The sequence below is a fragment of the Viscerimonas tarda genome, assembly GCF_054601255.1.
Window position 1 is genome coordinate 46,734 of sequence record NZ_BAAHWV010000004.1, and the last position, 25,778, is coordinate 72,511.

The 25,778-nt window shown below is 42.3% G+C and carries 22 protein-coding genes and 1 pseudogene; 14 read left to right on the forward strand and 9 right to left on the reverse strand.

The genetic code is table 11. The annotated features are described in order from the left end of the window. Nucleotides 1-446 precede the first annotated feature (446 nt). Both ACYPWY_RS02535 and ACYPWY_RS02540 read left to right on the forward strand, forming a co-directional pair. On the forward strand, nt 447-2,846 hold the full coding sequence (locus tag ACYPWY_RS02535; protein ID WP_459683860.1) for a beta-galactosidase: 2,400 nt from the start codon (nt 447-449) through the stop codon (nt 2,844-2,846). 2 nt (nt 2,847-2,848) lie between these two features. Further along, nucleotides 2,849-3,526, forward strand: a pseudogene (locus ACYPWY_RS02540) (family 43 glycosylhydrolase); the annotation flags it as partial. A 258-nt stretch (nt 3,527-3,784) separates the two neighbouring features. On the opposite strand, the gene ACYPWY_RS02545 reads toward ACYPWY_RS02540, so the two are convergent. The 8 genes from ACYPWY_RS02545 to ACYPWY_RS02580 all read right to left on the reverse strand — a co-directional run bounded on the left by ACYPWY_RS02545 (nt 3,785) and on the right by ACYPWY_RS02580 (nt 11,088). Beyond that, a complete protein-coding gene (locus ACYPWY_RS02545; protein WP_459683861.1) occupies nt 3,785-4,168 on the reverse strand; it encodes a hypothetical protein in 384 nt (127 codons plus the stop codon). A gap of 4 nt (nt 4,169-4,172) precedes the next feature. Then, the gene (locus ACYPWY_RS02550) at nt 4,173-4,925 is read right to left on the reverse strand and encodes a CBS domain-containing protein (protein ID WP_459683862.1); all 753 of its coding nucleotides are present in this window, start codon (nt 4,923-4,925) and stop codon (nt 4,173-4,175) included. Nucleotides 4,926-4,938: 13 nt separating this feature from the next. Continuing rightward, a complete protein-coding gene (locus ACYPWY_RS02555; RefSeq protein ID WP_459683863.1) occupies nt 4,939-5,535 on the reverse strand; it encodes an N-acetylmuramoyl-L-alanine amidase family protein in 597 nt (198 codons plus the stop codon). Between the two features lie 48 nt (nt 5,536-5,583). After that, nucleotides 5,584-5,952: a hypothetical protein gene (locus tag ACYPWY_RS02560; RefSeq protein ID WP_459683864.1), complete on the reverse strand. Its 369-nt coding sequence runs from the start codon at nt 5,950-5,952 to the stop codon at nt 5,584-5,586. Further along, the gene (locus ACYPWY_RS02565) at nt 5,925-6,173 is read right to left on the reverse strand and encodes a hypothetical protein (RefSeq protein ID WP_459683865.1); all 249 of its coding nucleotides are present in this window, start codon (nt 6,171-6,173) and stop codon (nt 5,925-5,927) included. Before ACYPWY_RS02565 ends, ACYPWY_RS02560 begins: the two co-directional genes overlap by 28 nt. 107 nt (nt 6,174-6,280) lie before the next feature. Further along, entirely contained in the window at nt 6,281-7,525 is a 1,245-nt protein-coding gene (locus ACYPWY_RS02570; RefSeq protein WP_459683866.1) for an ATP-binding protein, read from the reverse strand. Between the two features lie 77 nt (nt 7,526-7,602). Continuing rightward, nucleotides 7,603-10,878 carry a helicase-related protein gene (locus tag ACYPWY_RS02575; RefSeq protein WP_459683867.1) on the reverse strand — a complete coding sequence of 1,092 codons (3,276 nt, stop codon included), beginning with the start codon at nt 10,876-10,878 and terminating at the stop codon, nt 7,603-7,605. A 3-nt stretch (nt 10,879-10,881) separates the two neighbouring features. Continuing rightward, nucleotides 10,882-11,088, reverse strand: coding sequence for a helix-turn-helix transcriptional regulator (locus ACYPWY_RS02580; RefSeq protein ID WP_459683868.1), 207 nt, complete (start codon nt 11,086-11,088; stop codon nt 10,882-10,884). Nucleotides 11,089-11,609: 521 nt separating this feature from the next. On the opposite strand from ACYPWY_RS02580, the gene ACYPWY_RS02585 reads away from it, so the two are divergent. The 4 genes from ACYPWY_RS02585 to metG all read left to right on the forward strand — a co-directional run bounded on the left by ACYPWY_RS02585 (nt 11,610) and on the right by metG (nt 16,397). Continuing rightward, nucleotides 11,610-12,854 carry a DUF1015 domain-containing protein gene (locus tag ACYPWY_RS02585; RefSeq protein ID WP_459683869.1) on the forward strand — a complete coding sequence of 415 codons (1,245 nt, stop codon included), beginning with the start codon at nt 11,610-11,612 and terminating at the stop codon, nt 12,852-12,854. A gap of 83 nt (nt 12,855-12,937) precedes the next feature. Continuing rightward, the gene (gene ybeY / locus ACYPWY_RS02590; protein ID WP_459683870.1) at nt 12,938-13,351 is read left to right on the forward strand and encodes an rRNA maturation RNase YbeY; all 414 of its coding nucleotides are present in this window, start codon (nt 12,938-12,940) and stop codon (nt 13,349-13,351) included. Nucleotides 13,352-13,363: 12 nt separating this feature from the next. Beyond that, nucleotides 13,364-14,194 carry an alpha/beta hydrolase gene (locus ACYPWY_RS02595; RefSeq protein WP_459683871.1) on the forward strand — a complete coding sequence of 277 codons (831 nt, stop codon included), beginning with the start codon at nt 13,364-13,366 and terminating at the stop codon, nt 14,192-14,194. Between the two features lie 157 nt (nt 14,195-14,351). Further along, a complete protein-coding gene (gene metG / locus ACYPWY_RS02600; protein ID WP_459683872.1) occupies nt 14,352-16,397 on the forward strand; it encodes a methionine--tRNA ligase in 2,046 nt (681 codons plus the stop codon). Nucleotides 16,398-16,575: 178 nt separating this feature from the next. Here metG and ACYPWY_RS02605 read toward each other — a convergent pair whose 3' ends face one another. Further along, nucleotides 16,576-18,261: an AIPR family protein gene (locus ACYPWY_RS02605; protein ID WP_459683873.1), complete on the reverse strand. Its 1,686-nt coding sequence runs from the start codon at nt 18,259-18,261 to the stop codon at nt 16,576-16,578. Between the two features lie 322 nt (nt 18,262-18,583). Here ACYPWY_RS02605 and ACYPWY_RS02610 point away from each other — a divergent pair, with 322 nt between their 5' ends. From ACYPWY_RS02610 to nuoL, 8 genes are all read left to right on the forward strand, one after another. Beyond that, on the forward strand, nt 18,584-18,934 hold the full coding sequence (locus tag ACYPWY_RS02610) for an NADH-quinone oxidoreductase subunit A (RefSeq protein ID WP_459683874.1): 351 nt from the start codon (nt 18,584-18,586) through the stop codon (nt 18,932-18,934). After that, entirely contained in the window at nt 18,925-19,488 is a 564-nt protein-coding gene (locus ACYPWY_RS02615; protein ID WP_459683875.1) for an NADH-quinone oxidoreductase subunit B, read from the forward strand. Before ACYPWY_RS02610 ends, ACYPWY_RS02615 begins: the two co-directional genes overlap by 10 nt. 37 nt (nt 19,489-19,525) lie before the next feature. Continuing rightward, entirely contained in the window at nt 19,526-21,154 is a 1,629-nt protein-coding gene (locus ACYPWY_RS02620) for an NADH-quinone oxidoreductase subunit D (RefSeq protein WP_459683876.1), read from the forward strand. A 46-nt stretch (nt 21,155-21,200) separates the two neighbouring features. Further along, a complete protein-coding gene (nuoH, locus tag ACYPWY_RS02625) occupies nt 21,201-22,337 on the forward strand; it encodes an NADH-quinone oxidoreductase subunit NuoH (RefSeq protein ID WP_459683877.1) in 1,137 nt (378 codons plus the stop codon). Between the two features lies 1 nt (nt 22,338). Further along, nucleotides 22,339-22,851, forward strand: a complete 513-nt coding sequence (locus ACYPWY_RS02630) for a 4Fe-4S binding protein (protein ID WP_459683878.1) — start codon at nt 22,339-22,341, stop codon at nt 22,849-22,851. Between the two features lie 17 nt (nt 22,852-22,868). Further along, nucleotides 22,869-23,372: an NADH-quinone oxidoreductase subunit J family protein gene (locus ACYPWY_RS02635; protein ID WP_459683879.1), complete on the forward strand. Its 504-nt coding sequence runs from the start codon at nt 22,869-22,871 to the stop codon at nt 23,370-23,372. A gap of 21 nt (nt 23,373-23,393) precedes the next feature. Next, nucleotides 23,394-23,738, forward strand: coding sequence for an NADH-quinone oxidoreductase subunit NuoK (gene nuoK, locus ACYPWY_RS02640; protein WP_459683880.1), 345 nt, complete (start codon nt 23,394-23,396; stop codon nt 23,736-23,738). A 93-nt stretch (nt 23,739-23,831) separates the two neighbouring features. After that, complete coding sequence (gene nuoL / locus ACYPWY_RS02645; protein WP_459683881.1) at nt 23,832-25,766, forward strand: NADH-quinone oxidoreductase subunit L; 1,935 nt, start codon at nt 23,832-23,834, stop codon at nt 25,764-25,766. Nucleotides 25,767-25,778: the final 12 nt, after the last annotated feature.

Below are 25,778 nucleotides of genomic sequence, written 5' to 3' on the forward strand. Positions count from 1 at the left end.
TGGTCGGAATGGCTTGCCTGTTAGTTGTTTAAGGGCGTAGGAAGCGGCGGCGAAGCCGCCGCTTCCTACGCCCCTCTCCCAAAAAGGAGAGCGTCATTGGTACCAAAGGGAGGAATCTCCTGCTCATATCAGCAACTTTACCGAAAGGCATAGGCAGTAAATTTTTCATGCGTTTGCCTTAGCAAAAAGCCCGTAAAATTAGCGTTTTACAGGCTTTTTTATTTGATATGTTGCTATTTAGCGTAGCAGAAATGCAGCATTTAAGGAAACAAAAAGCTAAATTTGTAACTTAAAAACGAAGCGCTGTACAAAATTGAAATAAAACGTCCTATATAATGCGATTATACATCCCATACGCATACTTCTTTTCGCAATATTTTTGTGTTAAAGATAATGGCCCAAACGCCTTATTACGGACAGTAAATAATTACAAATAAATAAATTCCATGAAAAACTTCAAAGATTTAAAAGTATGGTTTGTTACCGGTGGTGCAACGAAAAAATTACTCCTGATAACAATCGTTTTGTTAACAGGCGCTTGCGGGGCTTTAGCTCAGGACGCTAAAAAGCCGGAAACGTTTATCATAGGCGACAAAACTTTTCTGCTCAACGACAAACCCTTTGTTGTTAAAGCCGCCGAAATCCATTATCCACGTATCCCACCTGAGTATTGGGAACACCGCATTCAAATGTGTAAAGCATTGGGTATGAATACGCTTTGCCTCTATATATTCTGGAATATACACGAGCAGCAGGAAGGACAATTCGACTTTACGGGCAACAACGATGTGGCTGCTTTTTGCCGTTTGGCGCAAAAACACGGGGTGTACATCATCGTGCGCCCCGGACCTTATGTGTGCGCCGAATGGGAAATGGGCGGATTGCCCTGGTGGCTCCTAAAAAAGAAAGACATTCGCCTGCGCGAACAGGATACTTATTTTATGGAACGTGTTCGCCTCTTTGAACAGGAAGTTGGCAAACAACTTGCGCCGCTGCAGCTTTCGCAGGGCGGAAATATTATTATGGTGCAGGTGGAAAACGAATATGGTTCGTATGGCGAAAATAAACCCTACATTGCAGCTGTGCGCGATATGGTGAAGGAAGCAGGATTTACCGGTGTGCAACTTTTTCAGTGCGACTGGAACTCGAATTTTGAGAAAAATGCACTGCCCGACCTGCTTTGGACAATGAATTTTGGTACGGGTGCAAAAATTGACGACCAATTCCGCCGCCTGAAACAGTTACGCCCCGACACGCCCTTGATGTGCAGCGAGTTTTGGAGTGGCTGGTTCGACAAATGGGGCGCCCGCCACGAAACGCGCGATGCCCGCGATATGGTTGCTGGCCTGCGCGAAATGCTGCAAAAAAACATATCATTTTCGCTGTATATGACACACGGCGGAACGAGTTTTGGACACTGGGCAGGCGCCAATTCTCCGGGCTTTGCGCCGGACGTAACTTCTTACGATTACGATGCACCCATCAGCGAGGCCGGTTGGACTACGCCAAAATTCTACGAACTTCGCGCCATGATGCAAGAATTTTTGCCCAAGGGCGAAAAACTTCCCGCCGTGCCCAAAGCCCTGCCTGTAAGCGCATTCAAGCAAGTAGAGCTTACGCAGGTTTCGCCCTTATTCGAAAATCTGCCTGCTGCCCAAAAAACGGCGGATATTCAAACAATGGAAACATTCAATCAGGGCTGGGGAAGTATTTTGTATTCAACCGTTTTGCCCGAAATTAAGGGACAAAGCCGCCTCACGCTGACCGAAGCGCACGATTTTGCACAGATTTTTGTTGACGGAAAATACATCGGCAAACTCGACCGGCGATTGGGCGAAAAAGACCTCGTATTGCCCTCGGTTGGTAAAGGAGCCAAGCTCGATATTTTGATAGAAGCAATGGGACGAATAAATTTTGGGCGGGCAATCAAGGATTTCAAAGGCATTACCGAAAAGGTGGAACTTAGTATTGATGTTGACGGACAGACATTTACGGCTAACCTCAAAAATTGGGAAACCCGGCTTTTCCCTGCCGATTACGAGTTTGCAAAATCTTTCGCTCTTGCTGGTCGGGTTCGCAACAACACCCTCCCGAATCCAATTGGTTACTACCAAGGTAAATTCACCATCAACAAGCTTGGCGATACCTTTATAGATATGCAGCATTGGGGCAAAGGAATGGTGTGGGTAAATGGGCGCTCGCTTGGCCGGTTCTGGAACATCGGCCCGCAGCAAACCTTATTTTTGCCCGGCGCCTGGCTGAAAAAAGGCGAAAACGAAATTATTGTACTCGATATAATTGGCCCCAACCGGCCTGTGGTCGAAGGTCTTTCCCAGCCATTACTGGATAAGTTGCTTAATGCACAGCCGATTATTCATCGCATCGAAGGACAAAATCTGAATTTGCAAAACGAAAAAGCATTTTTCAGTTCTTCGTTTGCCGCAGGAAACGGTTGGCAGGAAAAGAAGTTCGACAAAGCGGTTAGCGGACGTTATATTTGCATCGAAGTACTTAATGGGCAGACAGCGAGCGAATTGGCGCAAATAGCCGAATTGTATTTATTGGACGATAAAGGCGAACGCATTCCCCGCGAAGCTTGGACTATTCCCTTTGCCGACAGCGAAGACATCAGCAAAGGCAATCGCGCTGCCGACAAAGCCTTCGACTTGCAGGAAAGCACGTATTGGGGAACCATGCAGGGAATGCCCTATCCGCATCAACTGGTGATTGATTTGGGGCGTGTTTGCAACGTTTCGGCCATTCAATACCTGCCCCGCATGGAAAGTGGCGCCCCCGGCAGCGTAAAAGATTTTCGACTGTATATTCGTAACGATAATTTCAACTAGATATGAAACGGACTTTCGTAATATTAATCATTTTATTATCAGTAACTTGTGTGTTTTCGCAAAACCATAATCGCCAGCCACGCGAAAATGTTCCGCTCGATTCTATTCGACTGAGCGACCCCTTTGTTTTGGCAGACAAAAACTCGCAAACCTATTATATGACAGGTATGGGCGGCATGTTGTGGAAAAGTAAGGATTTGCAGCGTTGGACAGGCCCATTCCGGGTGGTGCAACACAATCCGAACTCGTGAATGGGTGAGCGTCCGAGCATTTGGGCGGCGGAAATTCACGAGTACAAGGGCAAATATTACTATTTTGCCACATTTACCAACAACAGCCTGAAAATTGATACCGTAAAAGGCAATGCCATCGACCGGCGCGCCTGCTACATTCTGGTCAGCGATAAGCCGGACGGAATGTACAAGCCCTTTGGCGATGCCGATTATTTGCCTGCAAATCAGCCTACTCTCGATGCTGCTTTGTGGCTGGAAGACGGCAAACCCTATATGCTTTACTGCCACGAATGGCTGCAAAACTGGAACGGAACGGTAGAGGCCATACCCTTGAAGCCGGATTTCAGCGGAGTGGACGGCAACAGAAAAGTGCTGTTTTTTGCCTCGGATGCGCCTTGGAGCAAGGAAAAAACGCCCAACGGCAGAGATATTCCAAACAAGGTAACAACCAGCTTATCATGTTTATGTAAATTCAATCAACTGCAAAAGTACAACGTTTTTAGCTATAATTGTAACTAATGCGAATTAGTAGTGGATTTTTATATTTTGTTATAAGTAAAATAGCCCCTTTTTTACCACATGTTCCTCGCCAGCAATGCGGAATGTTTCACCGCGTTTGATTGCTGTTGTTATCATATTAAAACGGCTCATCTTCGCTTTTTTGATATTTACTGCAAAAGGTTGCCAAATGGCGTATGGCGTTTTCTATGCGTTTTGCCATCTCGGATGGGGTTTTGCCGTTAAGCAAAAAATTCCATTCTTTTTTTCAGCAATTACTCTTTGGGTTCCCTTTTCAATTACACGATAACCGTTATAGTCGTATGAAATATAACCATTTTCAATTTTCGTGAAATTTGTCGCATAATGACATTCAGAAACAAAAGATTCGTCTTTCTGTGTTCCCGAAATAACTATCTCACATTCGGTAACTGTGATTTTCATATCATTAGGATACCACCTTTGAGCAAAAACATATTCAGGTAATTTGCTTTCCAACCATTCGATTGTCGCCTCTTTGGTTTGCGCATTGGCAGCAAACGTGCTTGCTATAAAAGCAAGTCCTAAAACTAATTTTTTTACTGATTTCATGTTATTAAACTTTACCAATTTCATAAATATCATTATCGGTTATCCATCCTAAAATTTCTTCCGAATTTTTCCCTGTTTGGGTAACAAATACGTCTTCACAATTCTCTAACCTTTCCATTTCTGTTTTGGCATCTAATAACGTGGCTGTTTCGGAAACAAAACCTGCCGAATCTTTCAGTTTTTCCCGAATATCTTTGCTACCTGTCAAAAAATCGTTCAGTGTTTTAGATGCTGTGTCTGTTTCAGGCAATCCGTAGAGATATTCTAACATAACTAACCTGTGAACTATGCAATCAATTTTTTTCGCTTTCTCGCTGTTGAAAACAGGAAAACGATTAAATGGTTTAAACTCCTCCATTTCAATAATTTCGGACAAAGGATTCTCGCCATGTAAATCGAGATATAGCGTTTTAATCTCTTTAACAGGCTTCATTACCGAAAGCACGGAGCGACTTTGTAATTTTTGTTCGCCTGCGGTTAATTTATTCAGCAGTTTTTCGGTTGATTTATTGGCAGCATCCAAATTCTCTTTTGTAAAATAGAATGCCAAAACCGTTCCGAACCAAGTTGCCCAAAGCGGTAATAAACTTTGTCCGATAAAGTTGAAAGCTTCTTTTTTAGTATCTAACAGCCAAAGACTTAAACCTGCTATTGCTAATGTTGCAACAATAACTCCTCCCGTTACCCACTTTGCAATTGTATTTGTTGTTTCATTTTTGCCGTGGTTTTCTTGATTGTTTTCTGTTTGTAAGCTCATAATTGTAAATGTTTTAAATTATTTCATTAGATATTTTAATTAAAATATTTGACAAGCAATTAATCAACCTGTTGTTTATTGCCGGGTCATTTAGCAAAGCGACATCTGCGGTATTGTCGTGGAACAGCCATTCCAAAAGAACGGCAGGGTGTTTGGACATTAATTCGTTAAAATTTGCCTCTTTGTCCAAATCTCCATCTGAATTGTCTGTTCGCCAATGAGTAATATCATGGAAAAATTCGTTTATTAACGCGTTTAAAATTTTTGTTGCGTAGGCATCGGATTTTGTTGTTCCTTTTGTTGTGTAAATTTCTACGCCGCGTGCTGCATGCCAACTGTTTCCATCGCCTGGAGCAGCGTTAGTATGCAAACTGAACACAAAAGCGTTATCAATTTTATTTTCTTCCTTAACCCGTTGCCATACATCGGTTATTGTTTTTTCGCTGTCTGGCGCAATCAAAATGGTTTCAACACTCGATTCTTCTAAATTGGACTGGACTTTGCCCAAAATATCCCTGCTCCATTTGTATTCCAAATGAGAGCCATCAATACTTCTTTTACCCGGAGTATCTACTGCATGGGCTGCTGATAAAATAATTTTTTTTGACATTTTAAAATCTCCTATAATTTAAAATTAAACATATTGCTAATTAAACAATTAAAACAAATCCTCACTCTTACAAAAACTGTTCAAGTGATGAATTGCTTTTTCTATTTTCTTGATTTCTGATGTTGGGGTTGATTTATCCAAAAAGTACCAACTTTTCTTCTTATCGCTTCCCCTTTGGCTAAACCACATCGTAATACTCGCTTCGGAATATTCCATAAAACCACTTTCTACATCAATTTTTTCAAAATCAGTTGGAAATGTATATTTATATTTTTCCCCTTTACCATCATTAAAAGAGATAACAATATTGCAAGCGGAAATTTGATACTGTACTTGCTTATTATCGCCATTTTTATCGTTATAAGCAGTATATTCCGTCAATTTTTCCGTCAGTCGGAAATAAAGGATACCCGCCAATTGTCGCCGTCATCAAATACGGCAAGGGCAGCATCAAATACACCATAACGCGGATTGGTAAACGTTTTCACCAGATTGCGCAATCCAACCCGTTTGTGTACAACGCTGCCTTTATTGATTTGGTAACGAAACAATCCAAGCGACAAACCATCCTTCATTGTTATTTTGCCCAAATAATAGGCGGTTTCGTCGTCAGTGGAATTATCCAACAATTCCGGCATTTGGCGCAATTCTTTTGCATCAAAAAGGTTTATCAAAATGTCTTGCCAACTATTTGTGTCAAATTTAGCTTGAAAAATGAATTGCAATTGAGTGTTAGAGTATATCGTCATTTTTGTAAATTGGTATTTATTATAGAATTAGATATAGTCCCCGACAGAAAATCACGAATGTAAATATGTTCGATGCCTTCGTAGGTGTTTTCAAATGAGCGTTCGCTGGAAACTACAATTTTGGGATAATTATCTTTGATTTTCAATAAGTTGCCAAATTCTCGGTCGATAGTTTCCTGCGTGGATAATTCTATCGTTACTTGCACATAGAGCGTTTCGCCGTTTTTGGTGCAAACAAAATCAATCTCTTCGGGCGGTAGCGTGCCAATTTTCACCGCGTAGCCACCATATAGCAAATGATTTAGCACCACATTTTCCAAGCGGCGAGCACGGTTTTGCGGTTTGTATCCGGCTACCACATTGCATATTCCCAGATTTTCAAAATAATATTTCTCGCCCCGTTCAAAAACCTTTTTTCCTGCAATATCAAATCGCCCAATGCGATGGACAACAAAAGCTTCGGTGAGTGCATTGGTGTATTCAATAATTTGATTGACAGACGATTCCTCTTTATTGCTTTTCAAATAGTCATTAATGCTTTTCGAGGAAAACAGATTGCCGACATTTCCAGCAAGAAAGGCAATCAAGCGTTCCAAGAAGTCTGCATTACGAATCTTGTGGCGTTTAATTACATCTTTCAGAATAATAGTTGAATAAATGCTGTTCAAATACTCTTTTATCACTTCGTCATCGTTCGGCAAATGAATTAGATAGGGCAACCCACCGTAGCGAATGTAGCGTTCCAAACTCTCATCGTTATTTTCAAGACGGTGAAATTGAAGAAATTCAAGATACGACAAACTGTAAATTGTAAATTCTACATAGCGTCCGCCAAGTTCGTTTGCCAAGTCGCTTGACAGCATATTTGAATTGCTACCGGTAATGTAAATGTCGTTATTTTCATCTAAAGCCCATGATTTTACGGCAATGTGAAAATCTGTAATCAATTGTATTTCATCAATAAAAATGTAATTTTGGGTATCATTTTTCAATTTTGACACCACAAATTCGTTCAGTTGTTCATAGTTGCGAATTCGGTCGAAAGCAATATCTTCCTTGTTGAGATAAATGATGTTGGCATTTTTGTTTTTTCCCTTGATAATATCCATCAGCTGATAGAGAATATAACTCTTTCCAACACGGCGGTGTCCGGTCAGCACTTTCACTATCTGTTTGTCAATAAAGGGACTTATCTTGTTGATATACAGATTCCTTTCCAATATATTAGTCCGCTTTTTCATTACTACTTATTTTGTTAATTTCATTACAATCAAAATACTTAGTAAAGTTACAATTTATTTTCAACATAAACAAAGTTTTATATAAACGTTTCCGAAATCACAATATTGGGTTCTGTGTTATCTATGTTGTCATTTGCATTTTCCGCAGTATAGTATGTTTCATACAAGTTGTTGATATGAATGTCAATTTTATACTGATTTTCAGTCATGAGAATCGTGTTGCTTTTGTATTCACGCGCCAAAGTCCTGATTTCTTTTTGCAGATTATTGTAAATGCCCTGCTCTATATAACTTTGTAGCGTATTGCATTGCTGTTTTATCTCGTTGTCTTGTGTGATGTTTTTGTATAACCGGAAAAACTTGTGTGCTTCGGCAGTACTCTTGTCATGTATTTGGCTGTTCAAACTGTTGGTATCTTGTTGCGAAATGCTCTCTGTCTGAAATGCTTTCAATGCGCGATTTACTTGAGAGAAATGGGTTTCGGCAGCTACTGAAAAGTCGGCGACAGGCTCATCCTTTTTGGCTTTCAGAATTAACGCGGCATCAATAAAATCAATGGGAAATACGTTTTCGGTTGTTACCTTGTAATACTCTGTTTTTATGGGCGATTGAATAAAAGCAATGGTCGTATTCTTATTTTCTGCTTTTGGGGCATTTCTTGCTATACGACTTTTTAATGGTAGCTTTTTGATTTTCTTATACAGCTCTCGGTCTGTATTATAAAGGTCGCGAACCTCATGTAGTAACTCCAACTGAATATCTACTTTATCCTTTACTTTGGGGTCGAAAAGTTGAAATTCTTTAACGATTTCTTCACGCGAATAGATTTGTGCATCCTCGCCCAAAGCCGAATGAAATCCTTGCAGTTTGATAAGCGCATTATTGTATAACTGTATTTGCGCATCGCCCTCAGCAGAAGGATAAAACATATAATTGAGTATTTCATCCGCTACCGACCCGATACGATTCACGCGCCCGATTCGTTGCATCAGCCGTGTGGCATTCCATGGCGAATCGTAATTGACAATCACGTTGCTGCGATGCAAATTGACACCTTCAGCCAACACATCTGAAGTTACCACAATATTGTATTTATCACTTTGTTTCTCATAATTGGCATCAAAACATTGCCGAATGATTTCCTTATCCCTGTCGCGTGTGGCGGACGAAACTTTCAGTATATCAGTCCTATCTAAATGCAATTTTAGTTTTTCTTCCAAATAGTTTACTGTATCTACACTTTCGGAAAATACGACTAATTTCCCTGTCGGATTTTTCGTTTTGTCAAACAAATCCGATTGTAATTTTTCTATAAACATATCTAATTTGGGGTCTTCGGTTATTGTGTCCCATTCCTCGGATAACTGCTTCAATTTGTCGCGGTCGTTTTGGAGCATAACCAAAAAGTCTTCATCAAAATCTTCCGGTTTGAAAAGAAAATCCGATTCATCGTATCCCTTGGATAATGCAAACTCTATGATACGGTCGAGTTCCCAACCCTTCGCTTGCAAATCCTTCACTTGTAATTCCGGTGCAACAATAACTTTCTCCTTATCAAACATTTTAAGCATATCTTCTGTTATCCGCAAAAATGTTGCTAAAGATTTTTTAAACGCATAAAAACTACTTTCAAGACGTTTTACCATGTGCACGCGATAGATTCCCTTGAGGTTTTCGCCAATATTTTTTGGATGCTTAAATTTTTTCTGTTGTTCGGGAGTTAAAAATTCTACGGCACGGTATCGTGCGTATTTCAATCCGTTTTCTTCATCCGTAAGTACGGATAATGTTCTGTAAAACAATCTACTCAATTGAATGTTGAGTTTATATTCCAGTTCTTTCGGTGGCAGAATTTCAGGGAATTTGATTTGTTGGGCATCCAAGTCATTTTTATAATACACGTCATTTAGAATATTGTGTCTTGTCCGGCGTACCGTAATTTTATCCAATACTCTATTGCGGATTTCTTTGTAAATACTATCCACTTCATCTGTATTTTTCAAAGTTTGTCGATTTTTCATTTCCTTTTTGTATCTGTCAATCAAAGGCGCGAAAAAGTTTTGCAGATTATTTATACCGTCAATGGTACTTCGGCGAGCATCTTGGAAAAGAAGAATCAAGTTGAGCAAGTCATTCGGGCGATTATTCAAAGGCGTTGCCGAAAGTAACATTATTTTTTTCTGAGCGCTTTTCACCAAACCCAAATTGCTGCGGGGAGACTTGCAAATCCGTTGCAGCTCATCGTACCTGCTTGCCGTATCACTGCGGAATCCGTGCGCTTCATCCACAATAATCAAATCAAAGATTTCCTTGTCCTTGTAATTGTCTTTCCCCTCTAAAATTTTTGAAAGACTGCCGTTACTGATAAATTGTGTTTTCTTGGTCAGCCCGAAAAGTTTGAACGTTTCTTTCCAGTTCGTTTCCAAAGCAGGCGGATAAACTACCAGTACATTGGTATTCTTCCCGTTTGATTCTACAAACCGCTTTGCTATCATTGTGGCGACAAGCGTTTTCCCCAAACCGACAACATCCGCGAGAAAAAAGCCGTTGTGCTCACAAAGCATTTGATAACCTTGTATCACAGCATCTTTTTGATACTTCAATTCTTTAATGCCATCGGGTAGCGTAATGGAAAAATCATCTTCAACTTGGTCGCCAAACGAATCAATAAGCACTTTGATGTATAATTCGTAAGGCGTTGGGAAAACGCCGATATGCGTTTTTTGCTTGCTTTTCTCAATATCCTTTGCCGTAAGCGGAATGGCTTCATCCCATAATATATCAAATTGATTCTTGCAAAATTTCACATCATCAAAATCTTTCATAGCCACATTTAGTTCGTAACGTGGCGGTTGCGTTATCCCCAAACCGGAATCGGAAATGTTAGACGACCCCATAATTACCCAGCCATCGGAGTGTTCAGAATGATTTTCCGGCAAACAGAGGTAAAATTTAGCATGAAGATTTTTTGAAGCATGGATTTTCATTTCCACCTTACCGGTATGCAAATCCTCGCAAAGTTGCAGGATTCCCCGTTCCACTTCGGCAGAATAATTAGCATTTTGTATATCATTGATAAAATCTTGGTCATAAAGATTTTTTGCTTCTTCTTCATTCCCTAACATCAACATTGCTTTGTTGTGTTTCCGAAAAATATTGTCGATATTGATACCCACTAATATTTGAATTTTCTGCACATCTTTCAGTTCTTCCCGTAATTTGAAGTATCCCGAAGAGCGGAAAAATCCTACAACCGCATGAAAACTATAAAAATTTGTCATGCCTTGTGCTATTCCTCTAAATTTATCAAAGAGGGTATTATCGTGCTGATTAGTAAAGAATTTTGACGACATATATTACTTCTTTTTCGTTGAAACAAGCAAATCTTTTATATCCACATCCAACAATTCTGCTATCTCAAACAGCACTTTAAGCGGAGGTTGCGTTACATTGGAACACCAACGCGAAACCGTTGCTACATCATATTTCAGGGTATCTGCCAACCATTTACCAGTCTTGTTCTGTTCAACAAGAGCTACTTTAAGTCGATTAATCTGTGCCATTGCTTTTTTCTTCTGACAATAGGTGCAAATATATTGATTTTTTTTGATTTCGCCAAAAAATTGTATTTTTGTGTCGTGAGTTATTGGGCGTAAAACACCATGGTTAGTTCGGTCTCGGTGGCGCGGAATCTTATTTTGCAAAAATACATTTTTTCCCAAATACCTGCCACCGATAAAATATCGCAGAATCCCGTTACTGTCACAAAGGTTACTGTTCTCTGTTCGGGGACTCATTACCTCATTTATTTTATACCCAATTCTATCAACAAAGGAAGCATATGAACAATGAGGTAATGATGTAGGGATATACAAGATAACACATTATTGCTGAGGTTATTTCGTAAAGAAAATCAGGTGAAAATTAGGTTTTCTTCTTTTCATGCGTCCGCCATGCTACTTGCAACTATTCCTTGGTACAAGTTAAAAACCAAAGGAGGCTCCCTCAACTTGTAATTTGCAACTAAAAGCATTATCTTTGCAAGCAAGAAAATAGAACGTTATAATATAAACTTTAAGTCTTTATGGCAATAATCAAACCATTCAGGGGGATACGTCCTCCACGGGAATCAGTAGAACAAATTGTTTCCCGCCCATACGATGTTTTAAACTCGGCCGAAGCCCGCATTGAGGCTGAAGGCAATCCAAAATCGCTATACCGAATCATCAAACCCGAAATTGATTTTGTGGAACAAATAGATGAGCATGAGCCTGTTGTTTACATGCGCGCTGCCGAAAACTTCAACAAGTTTCAGGAAAAAGGCTGGCTGGTTCAGGACGAACAGGAGCATTATTACATTTATGCCCAGACCATGAATGGTAAAACGCAATACGGCATTGTTTTGTGCGCCCACATCGACGATTATTTGAGCGGTAACATCAAAAAACACGAACTGACGCGGCGCGATAAAGAGGAAGATCGCATGAAGCATGTCCGTGTGAATGACGCCAACATAGAGCCGGTATTTTTTGCCTACCCCGAACAAAAAGAGTTGGATGAACTGGTAGCCCGCATCATTTCGACCCCGGCGGAATACGACTTTGTTTCGCAAGACGGTGTAGGTCATCATTTCTGGATTATAAACAGCAAGGACGACACACAGAAAATAACCGAAAGTTTTGCGAAGATACCTTATTTGTATATTGCAGACGGACATCACCGGTCGGCAGCGGCAGCGCTGGTTGGAGCCGAAAAAGCGCAGCAAAACCCGGCACATAAAGGCGACGAGGAATACAATTACTTTATGGCGGTTTGTTTTCCGGCCAATCAGTTGAATATCATTGATTACAACCGCGTGGTGAAAGACCTGAATGGCCTAAGCACAAGCGAATTTCTGAAAAAACTGGAAAACTATTTCAGTGTAGAGGAAAAAGGAAAAGAGATGGTGCGCCCAAGCCAATTGCACAACTTTTCGATTTACCTCGATGGAACATGTTATAGCCTGACCGCCAAGAAAGATACCTACAACGACAACGACCCCATTGGCGTGCTGGACGTTACCATCTCATCCAAGTACATATTGGATGAAATACTGGGAATCAAAGATTTACGCTCGGATAAACGAATTGATTTCGTAGGCGGTATTCGCGGACTGAAAGAATTGCAGAAACGAGTTGACAGCGGCGAAATGAAACTGGCCATCGCCCTGTATCCGGTAACAATGGATCAGTTGATGAACATTGCCGATTCGGGAAATATAATGCCACCCAAAACTACTTGGTTTGAACCAAAATTACGTTCGGGACTGGTTATTCATAAATTGAAATAAAAGCCCCACCAACCTCCCCGCAGGGGGGATTTCAAAAGCCTCCCCCACGGGGAGGTTTGGAGTGGCTTTTAATTATAAAACTTATGTCAATATTTTATCAAAGCGAAGAAGTAAAATTTCCGGCCATAAAGCGGCGGAAGGTGAGTAGTTGGATTAAGGAGGTGATTGGCTCTTTTGGTAAAAAGACGGGAGAGATTTCGTACATATTCTGTTCCGACGAAAAAATACTGGAGGTAAACAAAACCTACCTGCAACACGACTACTACACCGATATAATCACCTTCGACTACAGCGACGACAAGCTGGTCTCGGGCGATATATTCATTAGTCTGGATACGGTGAAGAGCAATTCCGAACAATTCAATACCGGCTACATGGACGAGCTTCACCGGGTGATTATTCATGGAGCGCTGCATCTTTGCGGCATCAACGACAAATCGCCCGAAGAACAGGAAACCATGACAAAATGGGAAAATAAAGCATTGGAACAATTTTAATAACATAAAACCATGAAAAAAACATTTCTGACCATCTTATTAGCTGCAATCATGTACAACGTTGATGCACAAACAGTTGTTAAGCTGGGGGATATTTATCCTCTCCCTGCAAGTGAAAAATTGGAATCGCTGGAAAAATCGGCGACTGATGCTGAAATCACAATTTACTTGCCGGATGCCTCCATAAACAAGCGGAAAGCCGTAATTATTTGTCCCGGAGGTGGATACAGCCACCTGGCCATGCAACACGAAGGCATTCAGGTAGCCGAATGGCTGAAAGAACAAGGTTATGCGGGTATTGTTCTGAAATACCGCCTGCCCAATAAAAAATACAAGAATATGCCATTGGATGATGTGCAGAATGCATTCAGATACGTTCGTTCAAAAGCGCAGGAATGGAACATCGACAAGGTGGGAGTGGCCGGTTCGTCGGCAGGAGGACATCTTGCCGCTACTGCTTCCACACGCTATAAGGACAGTATTACACGTCCCGATTTTTCGGCGCTTTTCTACCCCGTCATCACCATGGAAAAAGAGTACCGGCACGATGGCTCGCGGATAAACTTGTTAGGCGAAAATACAACGGACGCCGATTTTTATACCTATTCGCCCGAAAAGCAGGTGAACGCCCAAACTCCTCCGGCCATATTGCTGTTGAGCGACGACGACAGAGGGGTATTGCCTCAAAACAGCATTCTGTATTACCAAGCGCTGAAACGCAACAATATTCCGGCAAGCATGTATATTTTTCCGGTAGGAGGACATGGCTGGGGCATGAAAGATACTTTCAAATACAAAAACGAAATGCGCAGCTTGCTAAAATTGTGGCTGGATGCGCTGTAAATTAAAAGAAAAGCCCCTCCAACCTCCCCGCAGGGGAGGCTTTTAAAGTCCCCCTACGGGGGATTTAGGGGGCTGCTAATGGAGTAATTTGCTAATTAGTTTTTCACTTTTAGTTTCTTATTATATCTTTGTGCCTCTATTCTAAGACAAAAAGTTTATGAAAAAGCAATTCAACCGGACGCTGGTTACTTCCGCCTTACCGTATGCTAACGGACCTGTTCATATCGGGCATCTGGCCGGAGTGTATGTGCCTGCCGATATTTATACACGCTACCTGCGTCTTAAAGGCGAAGACGTAATACATGTCGGCGGATCGGACGAACACGGTGTTCCGATTACCATTCGGGCACGCAAAGAAGGGGTTTCGCCTCAGGATATTGTTGATAAGTACCACGCCATCATCAAAAAATCGTTTGAAGAGTTTGGTATCTCTTTCGATATTTATTCGCGTACCAGTTCAGCTATCCACAAAGAAACTACTTCCGATTTCTTTCTCAAATTGTACAAAAAAGGCGAATTTGAAGAAAAGACCTCCGAACAATATTACGACGACGAAGCCAAGATGTTTTTGGCCGACCGGTATATCATGGGCGAATGCCCTCATTGCGGCAATCCCAATGCATACGGCGACCAATGCGAAACCTGCGGTACATCCCTCAGCCCGCTCGAATTAATCAATCCTCGTTCTGCCATATCGGGTCAAACGCCCGTCCTGCAGGAAACAACCCACTGGTACTTGCCCCTGGACAAGCACGAAGCCTGGCTGAAGGAATGGATACTCGACGGCCACAAGGAATGGAAAACCAATGTGTATGGGCAATGCAAATCCTGGCTCGACATGGGGCTCCAGCCACGCGCTGTAAGTCGCGACCTGGATTGGGGAGTGCCTGTTCCGCTGAAAGGAGCCGAAGGGAAAGTGCTGTACGTGTGGTTCGATGCGCCGATAGGGTATATCTCGAACACCAAAGAATTACTGCCCGATTCCTGGGAAAAATGGTGGAAATCAGAAGATACGCGCCTTATCCATTTTATCGGGAAAGACAATATCGTGTTTCATTGCATCGTTTTTCCGGCCATGCTCAAGGCTGAGGGCTCGTTTATCCTGCCCGAAAATGTGCCTGCCAACGAATTTCTGAATCTTGAAGGCGATAAAATATCTACCTCCCGCAATTGGGCGGTGTGGTTGCACGAATATTTGGCCGATTTCCCCGGTCAACAGGATGTGCTCCGCTACGTGCTGACAGCCAATGCGCCCGAAACAAAAGACAACGATTTCACCTGGAAAGATTTTCAGGCGCGCAACAACAACGAACTGGTGGCCATATTGGGCAATTTTGTCAACAGGGCATTGGTGCTGACACAAAAATATTTTCAAAATCAGGTGCCTGTCGCCGGCGAGCTTACAGCTTACGACAACGAAACCCTGGCCGAAATTGCCGGTGTGAAAGCCTTGATAGAAAAAAATCTGGAAACATTCCGTTTTCGCGATGCACTAAAAGAAGCCATGAACCTGGCGCGTATCGGCAATAAATACCTGGCCGATACCGAGCCCTGGAAAACCATAAAAGACGATCCGCAGCGGACGGCGACCATATTAAATATAGCCCTTCAAATCACAGCGAATCTGGCCATTGCCTTTGAACCCTTCTTGCCTTTCAGCGTGAAACGGATAAAGGAGTTCATCCATATATCGGATTTGTCGTGGAACCAACTGGGACAAATGGATATTCTGGCTGAGGGACATCCGCTGGGCGACAATATAGACTTGCTGTTTGCAAAAATCGAAGACGAAGCCATCGAAAAGCAAATACAAAAACTGCTGGATACGAAAAAAGCCAACGAATCGGAAAATGCACAAAAAACCGTTCCCGTGAAACCCAATATTCAATTCGATGAGTTTGAGAAGCTTGATATACGTGTCGGCACAGTCCTCGAATGTAAAAAAGTACCCAAGGCCGATAAACTGCTCCAATTCCTGATTGACGAAGGCGCCGGAAAACGCACCATCGTATCGGGCATCGCCCAATGCTACGCACCCGAAAGCCTGACCGGCAAACAAGTCTGCTTCATCGCCAACCTCGAACCAAGGAAGCTGAAAGGAATAGAATCGCAAGGAATGATTCTGTCGGTAGAAAACAAAGACGGAAGCCTTGTGTTGCTACAGCCGGCTGCCCGGGTGGATAATGGAGGGGTAGTGAAATAAAAGATTGTAGGGGGCTGTGTCAAAAGTCTTTTTCTGAGGTTGTCATTGCGGGCTCCGACCCGCAATCTCCTGACATTCGGCTGATGCTTGTTAGGAGATCCCATGTCAAGCACGGGATGACAGGCTTTTGACACAGCCCCTCCAATTTCCTCCTGTACCCTATGCCCTTAATGTAGGATTACGACAGATAGGTCATCAGGTCTCCCCTGCGAAATGTTGCAGACAGCCGTCTTTTATCAATTTTATCGTATCCTTCAGGATATAATTGTGTTAAGGCATCTACTAGTTTCTCATTTGCTCTTTCAAAGAGGCTATCTTTATTTGTCTCAAAATAAGTTTTTACCTTCTCAAACTCGGTATGTATTAGTTTATCCGAGCTAAGACTTAAATCAGAAAGCAATAAATTGCCAATAATCATTGCCATAAAGTAATTGCTATATGGAATATGAGGATAGGCATCTCTTAATGCAGATTTTTTTCTTTGAGTATCACAAAAACGATAAATCAAGACTGAAATAATGAGTTGCGCCGCATTTATATTGCCGAAAACATCTTGATAGAAAGCGCCAAATAAATCATTTTTCTTAAATTTTGCCTGATATGGTTTCTGCTTCCAAACAGAAAATATAGATTCAGCTGCTACGGAAGATAATATAGTTGTTTCTCGTGAAGAAATCGTATTATCTTTTTTCCTTTTATACAAATACCCCAACTCTGCAACAGCGATATCCAATCTCTTTTGTAAATCATCGTTCGCTCTTAAATCCCGTAAATCAACCGGATTTTGGCTGTTTGTAGCAATAGTAACATCGGTAATCAACGAATCCATACCCTCGCCCGACAATTCATATAATCTAACCAGCACATAAGCATTTGAATAATCTATTGAAGGGTTATTCTTTACGGTATATAATATAGTTTTACAAGATTGTCCCCCATTGATTATCTGTAAATTATCAACTTTTACTATCCAATTATCAGATTGCAATCCATTATATGTGAATTTACTGCATATCATCGTAATCCCATTGTTGTAAAAGTAAAAATTCTCCCTTTTGTCGCTCAGCAAAGTATCTTTAATTGCCGTATTAACCCTGTTAGTCGTCATACCTAAATATTTTCGAATATTTTGGTCTAATAAATTGTCTCCATGCTTGTCAAACAGCTTGGCTAATTCTAGTACATTAATCTTACCGACTAATACTCGCTTAAAATTAAAATCCTCATGAATACTTTTTCCAGATAATTGAAGCGTTTCATTAATCCCTTTTTTAGATTGTAAAGAATCAACTATATTTTTATGATTAAAGTATTCAAATCTGACTTGATTTTCGGGAAATCCGGAATTTATAATGTGATTTTCTCCATCATTATTCCATTTTAACCCATTGTTAGTAAATACACATCGAATAGTTGGAATGTAACCATCAGCAATTAAAGAACGGATGTCTTGAACTTTTGGCATTAAATCTTCATTCATTTCTATCGGTTTGCTTGGGTCAAAAATGGCTCCGATACTGCCAATAACCCGCTGTACAGAATTTGCGGGGAAATTGTTGTCAATATCTAATTTAAAAGAGTATTTTCCTTGAAAAATAACGACAGAAAAATCATTATCATCAATATCGCCAACATAGATAGCATCAACTCCGGCATCATTGCCACCTTCGGTTATAAGTCCAAATGCTTCTTCCAATTCTATATCTAAATAGGAAGCAACAGACAAACAAACGAATGCTTTTGACAACTTCTTTTTATCATCATTTTCAGCTTGAAATTTATCGGGATTATCGCTAACTATTTTCCTAATTCGCTGGTCAACAATATGTTTATTTATATCCATAAAAATTCTATTTTCATTCACAAAGATATATTTTTTTTCGACACTAAGAATCTCAAGTTGCTACAAATTTGCAATCTCCCCTACATACATGTGCCCTGATGTGTAAGCAATCCTTTGCAATTGCCCAAATTTCGTGCAGGAAAATAACGAATCAAATCCGCAAAAAAAAATGGGAAAAAGCTTTACATTGAAAATTCCGAAAATAATTCTCCATTATTTTATGTATAATAAAAATAAAGCCTTACTTTTGCGTCAAATTGCAAAATGTAATATTGAGTGTGCAATATCATCAATACTGTGATGAGTGGACATATCTATTTTGACCTTTAAATAAAAAACAGAAATGGATTCTGCGTTTTTTCTCGTTGTACTGTGTACAGGTATATTTTTAGTGTGTGCCGGGTTTGGCATGGCTATTCTGTTATCTCCCCGATCATTTAATGCCCAAAAAGGCGAACCTTACGAATGTGGTATCCCAACACACGGAACCTCGTGGATGCAATTTCGTGTAGGGTATTATCTTTATGCAATTCTGTATCTGATGTTCGATGTGGAAGCTATCTTCCTGTTTCCTTGGGCAACCGTGGTGAGAGAACTGGGTGCAGCCGGATTGTATAGTATCGTGTTTTTCATCATAATACTGGGCTTGGGCTTAGCTTATGCCTGGAAGAAAGGAGCATTGGAATGGAAGTAAAAGACATCAATATAAAAGGTATTCCCAACAAGGATTTCAAGGACAACGAATACCTCGAAGATTATGTAAACGAACTGCGTGCTAACGGCGTTGGCATTGTTGTCGGCAAACTGGACGACCTTATTAACTGGGGGCGCTCCAATTCTATCTGGCCGCTGGCTTTTGCTACCAGTTGTTGTGGTATCGAATTTATGGCAACGGCTGCCGCAAAACACGATATAGCCCGCTTTGGCATGGAAGTTACCCGTAACAGCCCGCGTCAGGCCGATGTTATTGTAGTGGCCGGAACAATTGTGCACAAAATGGCTCCGCTGCTGAAACGCGTTTACGACCAGATGGCCGAACCAAAATATGTAGTGTCGATGGGAAGTTGCGCCAATACAGGCGGCCCTTTCGTTAATTCGTACCACGTGCTGAAAGGCATTGACGAGATACTGCCCGTTGATGTGTATATCCCGGGCTGTCCGCCCCGTCCCGAATCGTTGCTTTATGGCTTGATGCAATTGCAACGGAAGATTAAGTTGGAACGCTTTATATTCAAATCAAAAAAATAAAAACCGGAGCCCTATCCTTTTTACAAAAAAGAGTTCGATGGAAAATATTAAAAATATAATCTTAAAAACCGTACCGGAAGCTGTTATCGAAGAAAAACAGAAACTGACAGTAACGGTAGGCCCCGAAAAGTTACACATACTGGCAAAAACCCTGCGTTACAACGCCGGATTCCCTTTCGATTTTCTGGTGCAACTCACCGGAGTGGACCGGGGCGAAGAACTGGGCGTCAATTACCTGCTCTCCTCTTCGCACGATGTATCGAAGGAAGTGGCGCTTAAAACAGGAACAACCGACCGTGTAAATCCTTTATTGTATTCGGTTACAGATCTTTGGGAAACGGCACACTTCAACGAACGGGAAGTTTACGCCTTGCTCGGCATCCGTTTTATCAACAACCCCGACATGCGGAAGTTTTTCCTTAACCAAGACTGGAAAGGATTCCCGCTCCGGAAAGATTACGACGACCATCCGGCGCTCAACCCCGTGTCGGTAGAAAGCAAAGAAATAATAGACATTGCTCCCCGCATAGTGGAAACCCCTCAGGGCTTGAAAGAGGAAACCGTTAAGATTTTCAACGACGATGATTACATCATCAACATAGGCCCTCAACATCCCTCAACGCATGGCGTTATGCACTTCCGCACTTCTTTGGAAGGTGAGATTGTAACAAAAATTGATGTACACAGCGGCTATATCCATCGAGGAATAGAGAAACTGAGCGAAGGCCTTAGCTATCCGCAGATATTGCACTTCACCGACAGGCTCGATTATCTGTCGGCAAACATCAACCGGCACGGACTGTGCATGTGTGTTGAAAAAGCCGCAGAAATAGAAGTCCCCGGGCGGGCGCAATATATCCGTACCATTATGGATGAATTGAACCGTATCGACTCGCACTTGGTGGCCTGGGGCTGTATGTGTATGGACCTGGGCGCAACAACCGCCTTCATCTACGGGTTCCGCGAACGTGAGCGAATTCTTGATATATTTGAAAAATTGTCGGGCGGTCGCCTTATCATCAACTACAATGTGATAGGTGGGGTAATGTTCGATATATATGCCGGTTTCCAGAAGGACGTGAAAGCTTTCATCCCCGAAATGAGGCGACGACTGAAAGAATACCACAGCCTGTTCACCGGCAACGTTATTGCAGTAGGTAGAATGAAAGGACTTGGAATTCTGAGTAAAGAAGATGCTGTTTCGTATGCCGTAACAGGCCCTGCCGGAAGAGGATCGGGTTTTGCCTGCGATTTGAGGAAGTACCAGCCATACGCCCTTTACAACAAAGTAGAATTTAAAGAAATACTGCGCACCGAATGCGATGCGTATGCCAGATACCTGAACCGCTTGGATGAAATAGAAGAATCGCTGCACATCATCGAACAACTGGTCGATAATATTCCCGAGGGTGATTTCCTGGCCAAAACAAAGGCCATTATCAAGCTGCCCGAAGGAGAATACTTCCAACGTGTTGAAGCTGCCCGTGGCGAATTTGGCGTTTTTATCGAAAGCCGTGGAGACAAAACTCCCTACCGCCTGAAGTTCAGGTCGCCTTCAATGGCGCTGGTATCGGCCATGCCGGTGATATGCAAAAACGAAAAACTTTCCGACCTTATCAGTATCGGAGGTTCGATGGATTATGTAATCCCCGATATTGACCGTTGATAAATTAATAAAGAAAAATAGTTGTTTTTCAATATAACAAAAACATATGTTGTCAGAATATTCACAACCCTTAGAACTTGTAAAGCCAATAGCGCTATTGGACGAATTGCTTCGGGAATACCTGCCGGAATTTTTGGTTCTATCTATTGAGTTTGTACTTGTCGGATTGCTCTTGTTATCGGCTTACGCGGCGCTGGCTCTTATCCTGATTTATGTAGAACGTAAAATAACCGCGTTTTTTCAGGCTCGTTTAGGCCCTAACCGTGTGGGTAAATACGGAATCATACAGAGTGTGGCCGACATGTTGAAGATATTGATTAAGGAAATCATCCAAATCAACAGTGTCGATAAAATTCTGTTCTATCTGGCTCCGTTTTTCATGATTGTAGCTTCGATGCTGACATTCGGCGCCATTCCCTTTGGACGGGGATTGCAGGCTTTCGACTTCAATATAGGCGTATTTTATGTTGTGGCTGTTTCTTCACTCGGAATTATCGGGGTTTTGCTGGCCGGCTGGTCGAGTAACAACAAGTATTCGATGATTGGAGCCATGCGAAGCGGCGCTCAGTTTATAAGCTACGAACTTTCTGCCGGATTTGCCCTGATGACAATGGTCGTCCTGTCGGGTTCGATGCAGTTTTCGACCATCATCGAGAGCCAAACCTATTGCTGGAACATTTTCAACGGCCATATCGTATCCATCATTGCTTTTGTGATATACCTGATTTCGGGACATGCCGAAACAAACCGCGGGCCTTTCGACTTGCCCGAAGCCGAATCGGAACTTACCGCCGGTTATCACACCGAGTATTCGGGCTTGCAATTCGGATTCTTTTATCTGGCCGAATACCTCAACATGTTTATCATAGCAGCCATTGCAACAACCGTCTTCCTGGGTGGTTGGATGCCGGTACAGGTGCAAGGATGGGACGGATTTAACCAGCTAATGAATTACATACCTTCGTATGTATGGTTCTTCGGAAAAGCCGGATTCCTCGTGTTCCTCAGCTTGTGGGTGCGGTGGACATTCCCCCGCTTGCGTATCGACCAGTTGTTGACGCTGGAGTGGAAGTATCTGTTGCCTATCAATATGGTCAACATTCTGCTCATGGTTATTCTTGTGCTGACAGGCTTGACTTTGGAGGGTTTATTCCCTGGTTTATTTCAATATATAGCAAAGTAATATGACAATATCACAGTATTTTAAAGGATTATTTCAGGGTATAGGTTCTTTGCTTACCGGAATGCGCGTAACATGGATCGAACTGTTCACGAAGAAAATAACACAGCAATACCCCGAAAACAGGGACACGCTGATTATGTCCGACCGCTTTATGGGCGAACTGCTTATGCCCCATGACGAAAACAACGAACATGCCTGCACAGCTTGCAGTATTTGCCAGATGAATTGCCCCAACGGAACAATCACGGTTAAATCGAAAACAATAGAAACCGAAGACGGGAAAAAGAAAAAGATACTGGATGAGTATTTCTATAACTTGGGCTCGTGTACGTTTTGCAACTTGTGCGTGCTGACTTGTCCCTCCGATGCGATTAAGTTCGGACAGGATTTTGAGGGCGCCGTGTTTAGCCGTGGCAAACTGGTGCATAAACTCAACAGCGAAGGCTCGAAGTTGAGGGAGAAAAAGAAACCTGTTGCAGCAGCGCCTGCTGAAGCAAAAGAAACGAAAGAATAATAAGCGTTCATAAGATTATGGCAGAACAAATTATATTTTACATTTTAGCGGCAATGATTGCCGGATTTTCGTTGCTGACAGTTACATCGAGGCGTATTATCCGGTCGGCAACCTATTTGTTGTTTGTGTTGCTTGCCACAGCAGGGCTTTACCTGTTGATGGACTACCACTTTTTGGCTGCGGTTCAGGTGGCCGTATATGCAGGAGGTGTGATGGCGCTGTTCATCTTCTCCATTCTGTTGACTCACCGCCCGGGTGCGGATGTTGTTTTCGAGAAACCGAAGCGGATGATTGTTGCGGGGCTTGCCACATTAGCCGGTTTGGCGGTGTGCGGTCATATTATTTTCACCAATGTGTTTAAGGCTTATGTGTATGTAACCCAAGGACAAATAGAGATGGAAACCATTGGCTTGGACATGCTGGGAACCGAAAAATACCAATATTTATTGCCTTTTGAAGCAGTCAGCCTGTTGTTGCTGGCCTGCATCATCGGGGGCATTATGATAGCAAGGAAAAGATAAATTATTTTATATAATAGCATTATGTACGACTTTATAATAGATTATTTGTCGGGGCCAATACCTCTTGAGGCTTATTTGGCTGTGAGTACAATTATGTTCTTTGCCGGAGTTTACGGATTCCTGTCGCGCAAAAACATGCTGATGGTATTGATGTCGATAGAGCTGATGTTGAATGCCGCCGACCTGAATTTCGTGATATTCAATCGCTACCTCTACCCGGGAGCGTTTGAGGGATTCTTCTTCGCCTTGTTTGCCATAGCCATAGCCGCCGCCGAAACAGCCGTAGCCATAGCTATCATCATAAATATATACCGCAACGTGAAGAGTATATATATAGACGAAAATATAACAGACTTGAAAGAATAAAAGCCCCTCCAACCTCCCCGTAGGGGAGGCTTATGAAAGTCCCCTTGGGGGGATTTAGGGGGCTTTTACTAATATACTAATTAATTAAACTATATGTCATACACATTATTGATAATAGCGCTTCCTGCCATCATGTTCCTGATACTGGGGCTGGGCGGACATAAAATGAAGCCTGTTGTTGCGGGTGTTTCAGGAACATTGTCGCTGGGGGTTATCACGGTTTTGTCGTACATCACAGCCTACAAGTATTTCTTCGAGTTGGGACGACCCGGCGGCGAAGGAGCTTTCCAGTCCTTAATTCCGGTAAACTTCGAGTGGTTGAAATTTACCGATAAATTGCACATCGACTTGGGCATCATGCTCGATCCTATTTCGGTAATGATGCTGGTGGTGATTACCACCGTTTCGTTGATGGTACACATCTACAGCATGGGCTACATGCAGGGCGAAAAAGGATTTCAACGCTATTATGCTTTCCTGTCGCTGTTCTCTTTCTCGATGTTGGGATTGGTTGTTGCACCGAATATTTTTCAAATGTATATCTTCTGGGAGCTTGTGGGGGTATCTTCCTACTCGCTCATCAGTTTCTATTATGTAAAACCGAGTGCGGTAGCAGCGTCTAAGAAAGCGTTTATCGTTACGCGTTTTGCCGACCTGTTCTTCCTGATAGGCATATTGGTTGTTTCTTTCTACTCAGGAACATTTGATTTTGCTACGCTGACCGACCCTAATGCCCCATTCATACAAGAAACCTTGGGAATTTCGTTCCTTGGCTTCTCGGTGTTGTCGTGGGCGATGCTATTTATATTTATGGGAGGCGCCGGAAAATCGGCCATGATGCCTTTCCACATTTGGTTGCCCGATGCGATGGAAGGCCCAACGCCTGCCTCAGCATTGATACATGCCGCTACCATGGTGGTTGCCGGAGTATTCCTCGTGGCTCGTCTGTTTCCGGTGTATGCTTTGGGAACGCCCGAAGTATTGACCATCATCGGGTATATAGGCGCCATAACATCGCTGTTTGCGGCGGTAGTTGCCTGTACACAGACCGACATAAAGCGGGTACTCGCTTACTCAACCATTTCGCAGATTGCCTACATGATTACCTCCTTAGGCGTTTCGGGTTATGGCGGACACGATGGATTGGGTTATATGGCCTCCATGTTCCACTTGTTTACACATGCTTTCTTCAAGGCCTTGTTATTCTTGGGAGCAGGCGCTATTATCCATGCCGTGCACAGCAACGAAATGGACAATATGGGCGGACTTTGGAAAAAACTCCCCATTACGCACCTGACATTCCTTATCGCTTGTTTGGCGATTGCCGGTATTTGGCCCTTCTCGGGATTCTTCAGTAAGGACGAAATTTTGGCGGCAGCATTCCACCACGATAAATTCCTGTTTGCCTGCCTGTTTATCTGTGCCGGGCTCACAGCATTCTATATGTTCAGGTTGTATTACCGCATTTTCCATAACGGCAAAGACCAGCATTACCACCATGCGCCGCACGAAGCCAGTCCGGTAATGACCATTCCGTTGATTGTGCTGGCCGTGTTTACGGTATTTGCAGGAGCCGTTCCGTTCTCAGATTTGATTACGACCGACCGTTTACCTTTCGAGGCGCATATCGACCCGCTCATCGCCGGATTAAGTATTGGCATTGCACTTGTTGGTATCGGCATTGCATCGGCCTTGTATTTCAAGAAAACAGCTATGCCCGATAAAATTGCGGCAGGATTCAGCGGATTCTACACAGCCGCTTATCGTAAATTCTACTTCGATGAAATATGGCTGTTTGTTACACGGCAAATTATTTTCAATTGCATATCGCGCCCAATAGCCTGGTTCGACCGGAAATTTGTCGATGGATTTATGGATTCGCTTGCGCTTGTTACCAATGTGGCATCCGATAAAATCAAGGGCTTGCAGTCGGGTCGTGTTCAGCAATATGTGTTGGCGTATTTTGTTGGAGCGCTGTTATTTGTGCTGTTCTTTGCAGTATGCATTGTTTGTCTTATTTGTATGTAAAATATATATTAA

Bases quoted from the DNA above. Each gene is read 5' to 3' on its own strand.
- ACYPWY_RS02535 (WP_459683860.1), top strand. From the start codon at position 447: ATGAAAAACTTCAAAGATTTAAAAGTATGGTTTGTTACCGGTGGTGCA.
- ACYPWY_RS02545 (WP_459683861.1), bottom strand. From the start codon at position 4,168: ATGAAATCAGTAAAAAAATTAGTTTTAGGACTTGCTTTTATAGCAAGC.
- ACYPWY_RS02550 (WP_459683862.1), bottom strand. From the start codon at position 4,925: ATGAGCTTACAAACAGAAAACAATCAAGAAAACCACGGCAAAAATGAA.
- ACYPWY_RS02555 (WP_459683863.1), bottom strand. From the start codon at position 5,535: ATGTCAAAAAAAATTATTTTATCAGCAGCCCATGCAGTAGATACTCCG.
- ACYPWY_RS02565 (WP_459683865.1), bottom strand. From the start codon at position 6,173: ATGCCGGAATTGTTGGATAATTCCACTGACGACGAAACCGCCTATTAT.
- ACYPWY_RS02570 (WP_459683866.1), bottom strand. From the start codon at position 7,525: ATGAAAAAGCGGACTAATATATTGGAAAGGAATCTGTATATCAACAAG.
- ACYPWY_RS02575 (WP_459683867.1), bottom strand. From the start codon at position 10,878: ATGTCGTCAAAATTCTTTACTAATCAGCACGATAATACCCTCTTTGAT.
- ACYPWY_RS02580 (WP_459683868.1), bottom strand. From the start codon at position 11,088: ATGGCACAGATTAATCGACTTAAAGTAGCTCTTGTTGAACAGAACAAG.
- ACYPWY_RS02585 (WP_459683869.1), top strand. From the start codon at position 11,610: ATGGCAATAATCAAACCATTCAGGGGGATACGTCCTCCACGGGAATCA.
- ybeY (WP_459683870.1), top strand. From the start codon at position 12,938: ATGTCAATATTTTATCAAAGCGAAGAAGTAAAATTTCCGGCCATAAAG.
- ACYPWY_RS02595 (WP_459683871.1), top strand. From the start codon at position 13,364: ATGAAAAAAACATTTCTGACCATCTTATTAGCTGCAATCATGTACAAC.
- metG (WP_459683872.1), top strand. From the start codon at position 14,352: ATGAAAAAGCAATTCAACCGGACGCTGGTTACTTCCGCCTTACCGTAT.
- ACYPWY_RS02610 (WP_459683874.1), top strand. From the start codon at position 18,584: ATGGATTCTGCGTTTTTTCTCGTTGTACTGTGTACAGGTATATTTTTA.
- ACYPWY_RS02615 (WP_459683875.1), top strand. From the start codon at position 18,925: ATGGAAGTAAAAGACATCAATATAAAAGGTATTCCCAACAAGGATTTC.
- ACYPWY_RS02620 (WP_459683876.1), top strand. From the start codon at position 19,526: ATGGAAAATATTAAAAATATAATCTTAAAAACCGTACCGGAAGCTGTT.
- nuoH (WP_459683877.1), top strand. From the start codon at position 21,201: ATGTTGTCAGAATATTCACAACCCTTAGAACTTGTAAAGCCAATAGCG.
- ACYPWY_RS02630 (WP_459683878.1), top strand. From the start codon at position 22,339: ATGACAATATCACAGTATTTTAAAGGATTATTTCAGGGTATAGGTTCT.
- ACYPWY_RS02635 (WP_459683879.1), top strand. From the start codon at position 22,869: ATGGCAGAACAAATTATATTTTACATTTTAGCGGCAATGATTGCCGGA.
- nuoK (WP_459683880.1), top strand. From the start codon at position 23,394: ATGTACGACTTTATAATAGATTATTTGTCGGGGCCAATACCTCTTGAG.
- nuoL (WP_459683881.1), top strand. From the start codon at position 23,832: ATGTCATACACATTATTGATAATAGCGCTTCCTGCCATCATGTTCCTG.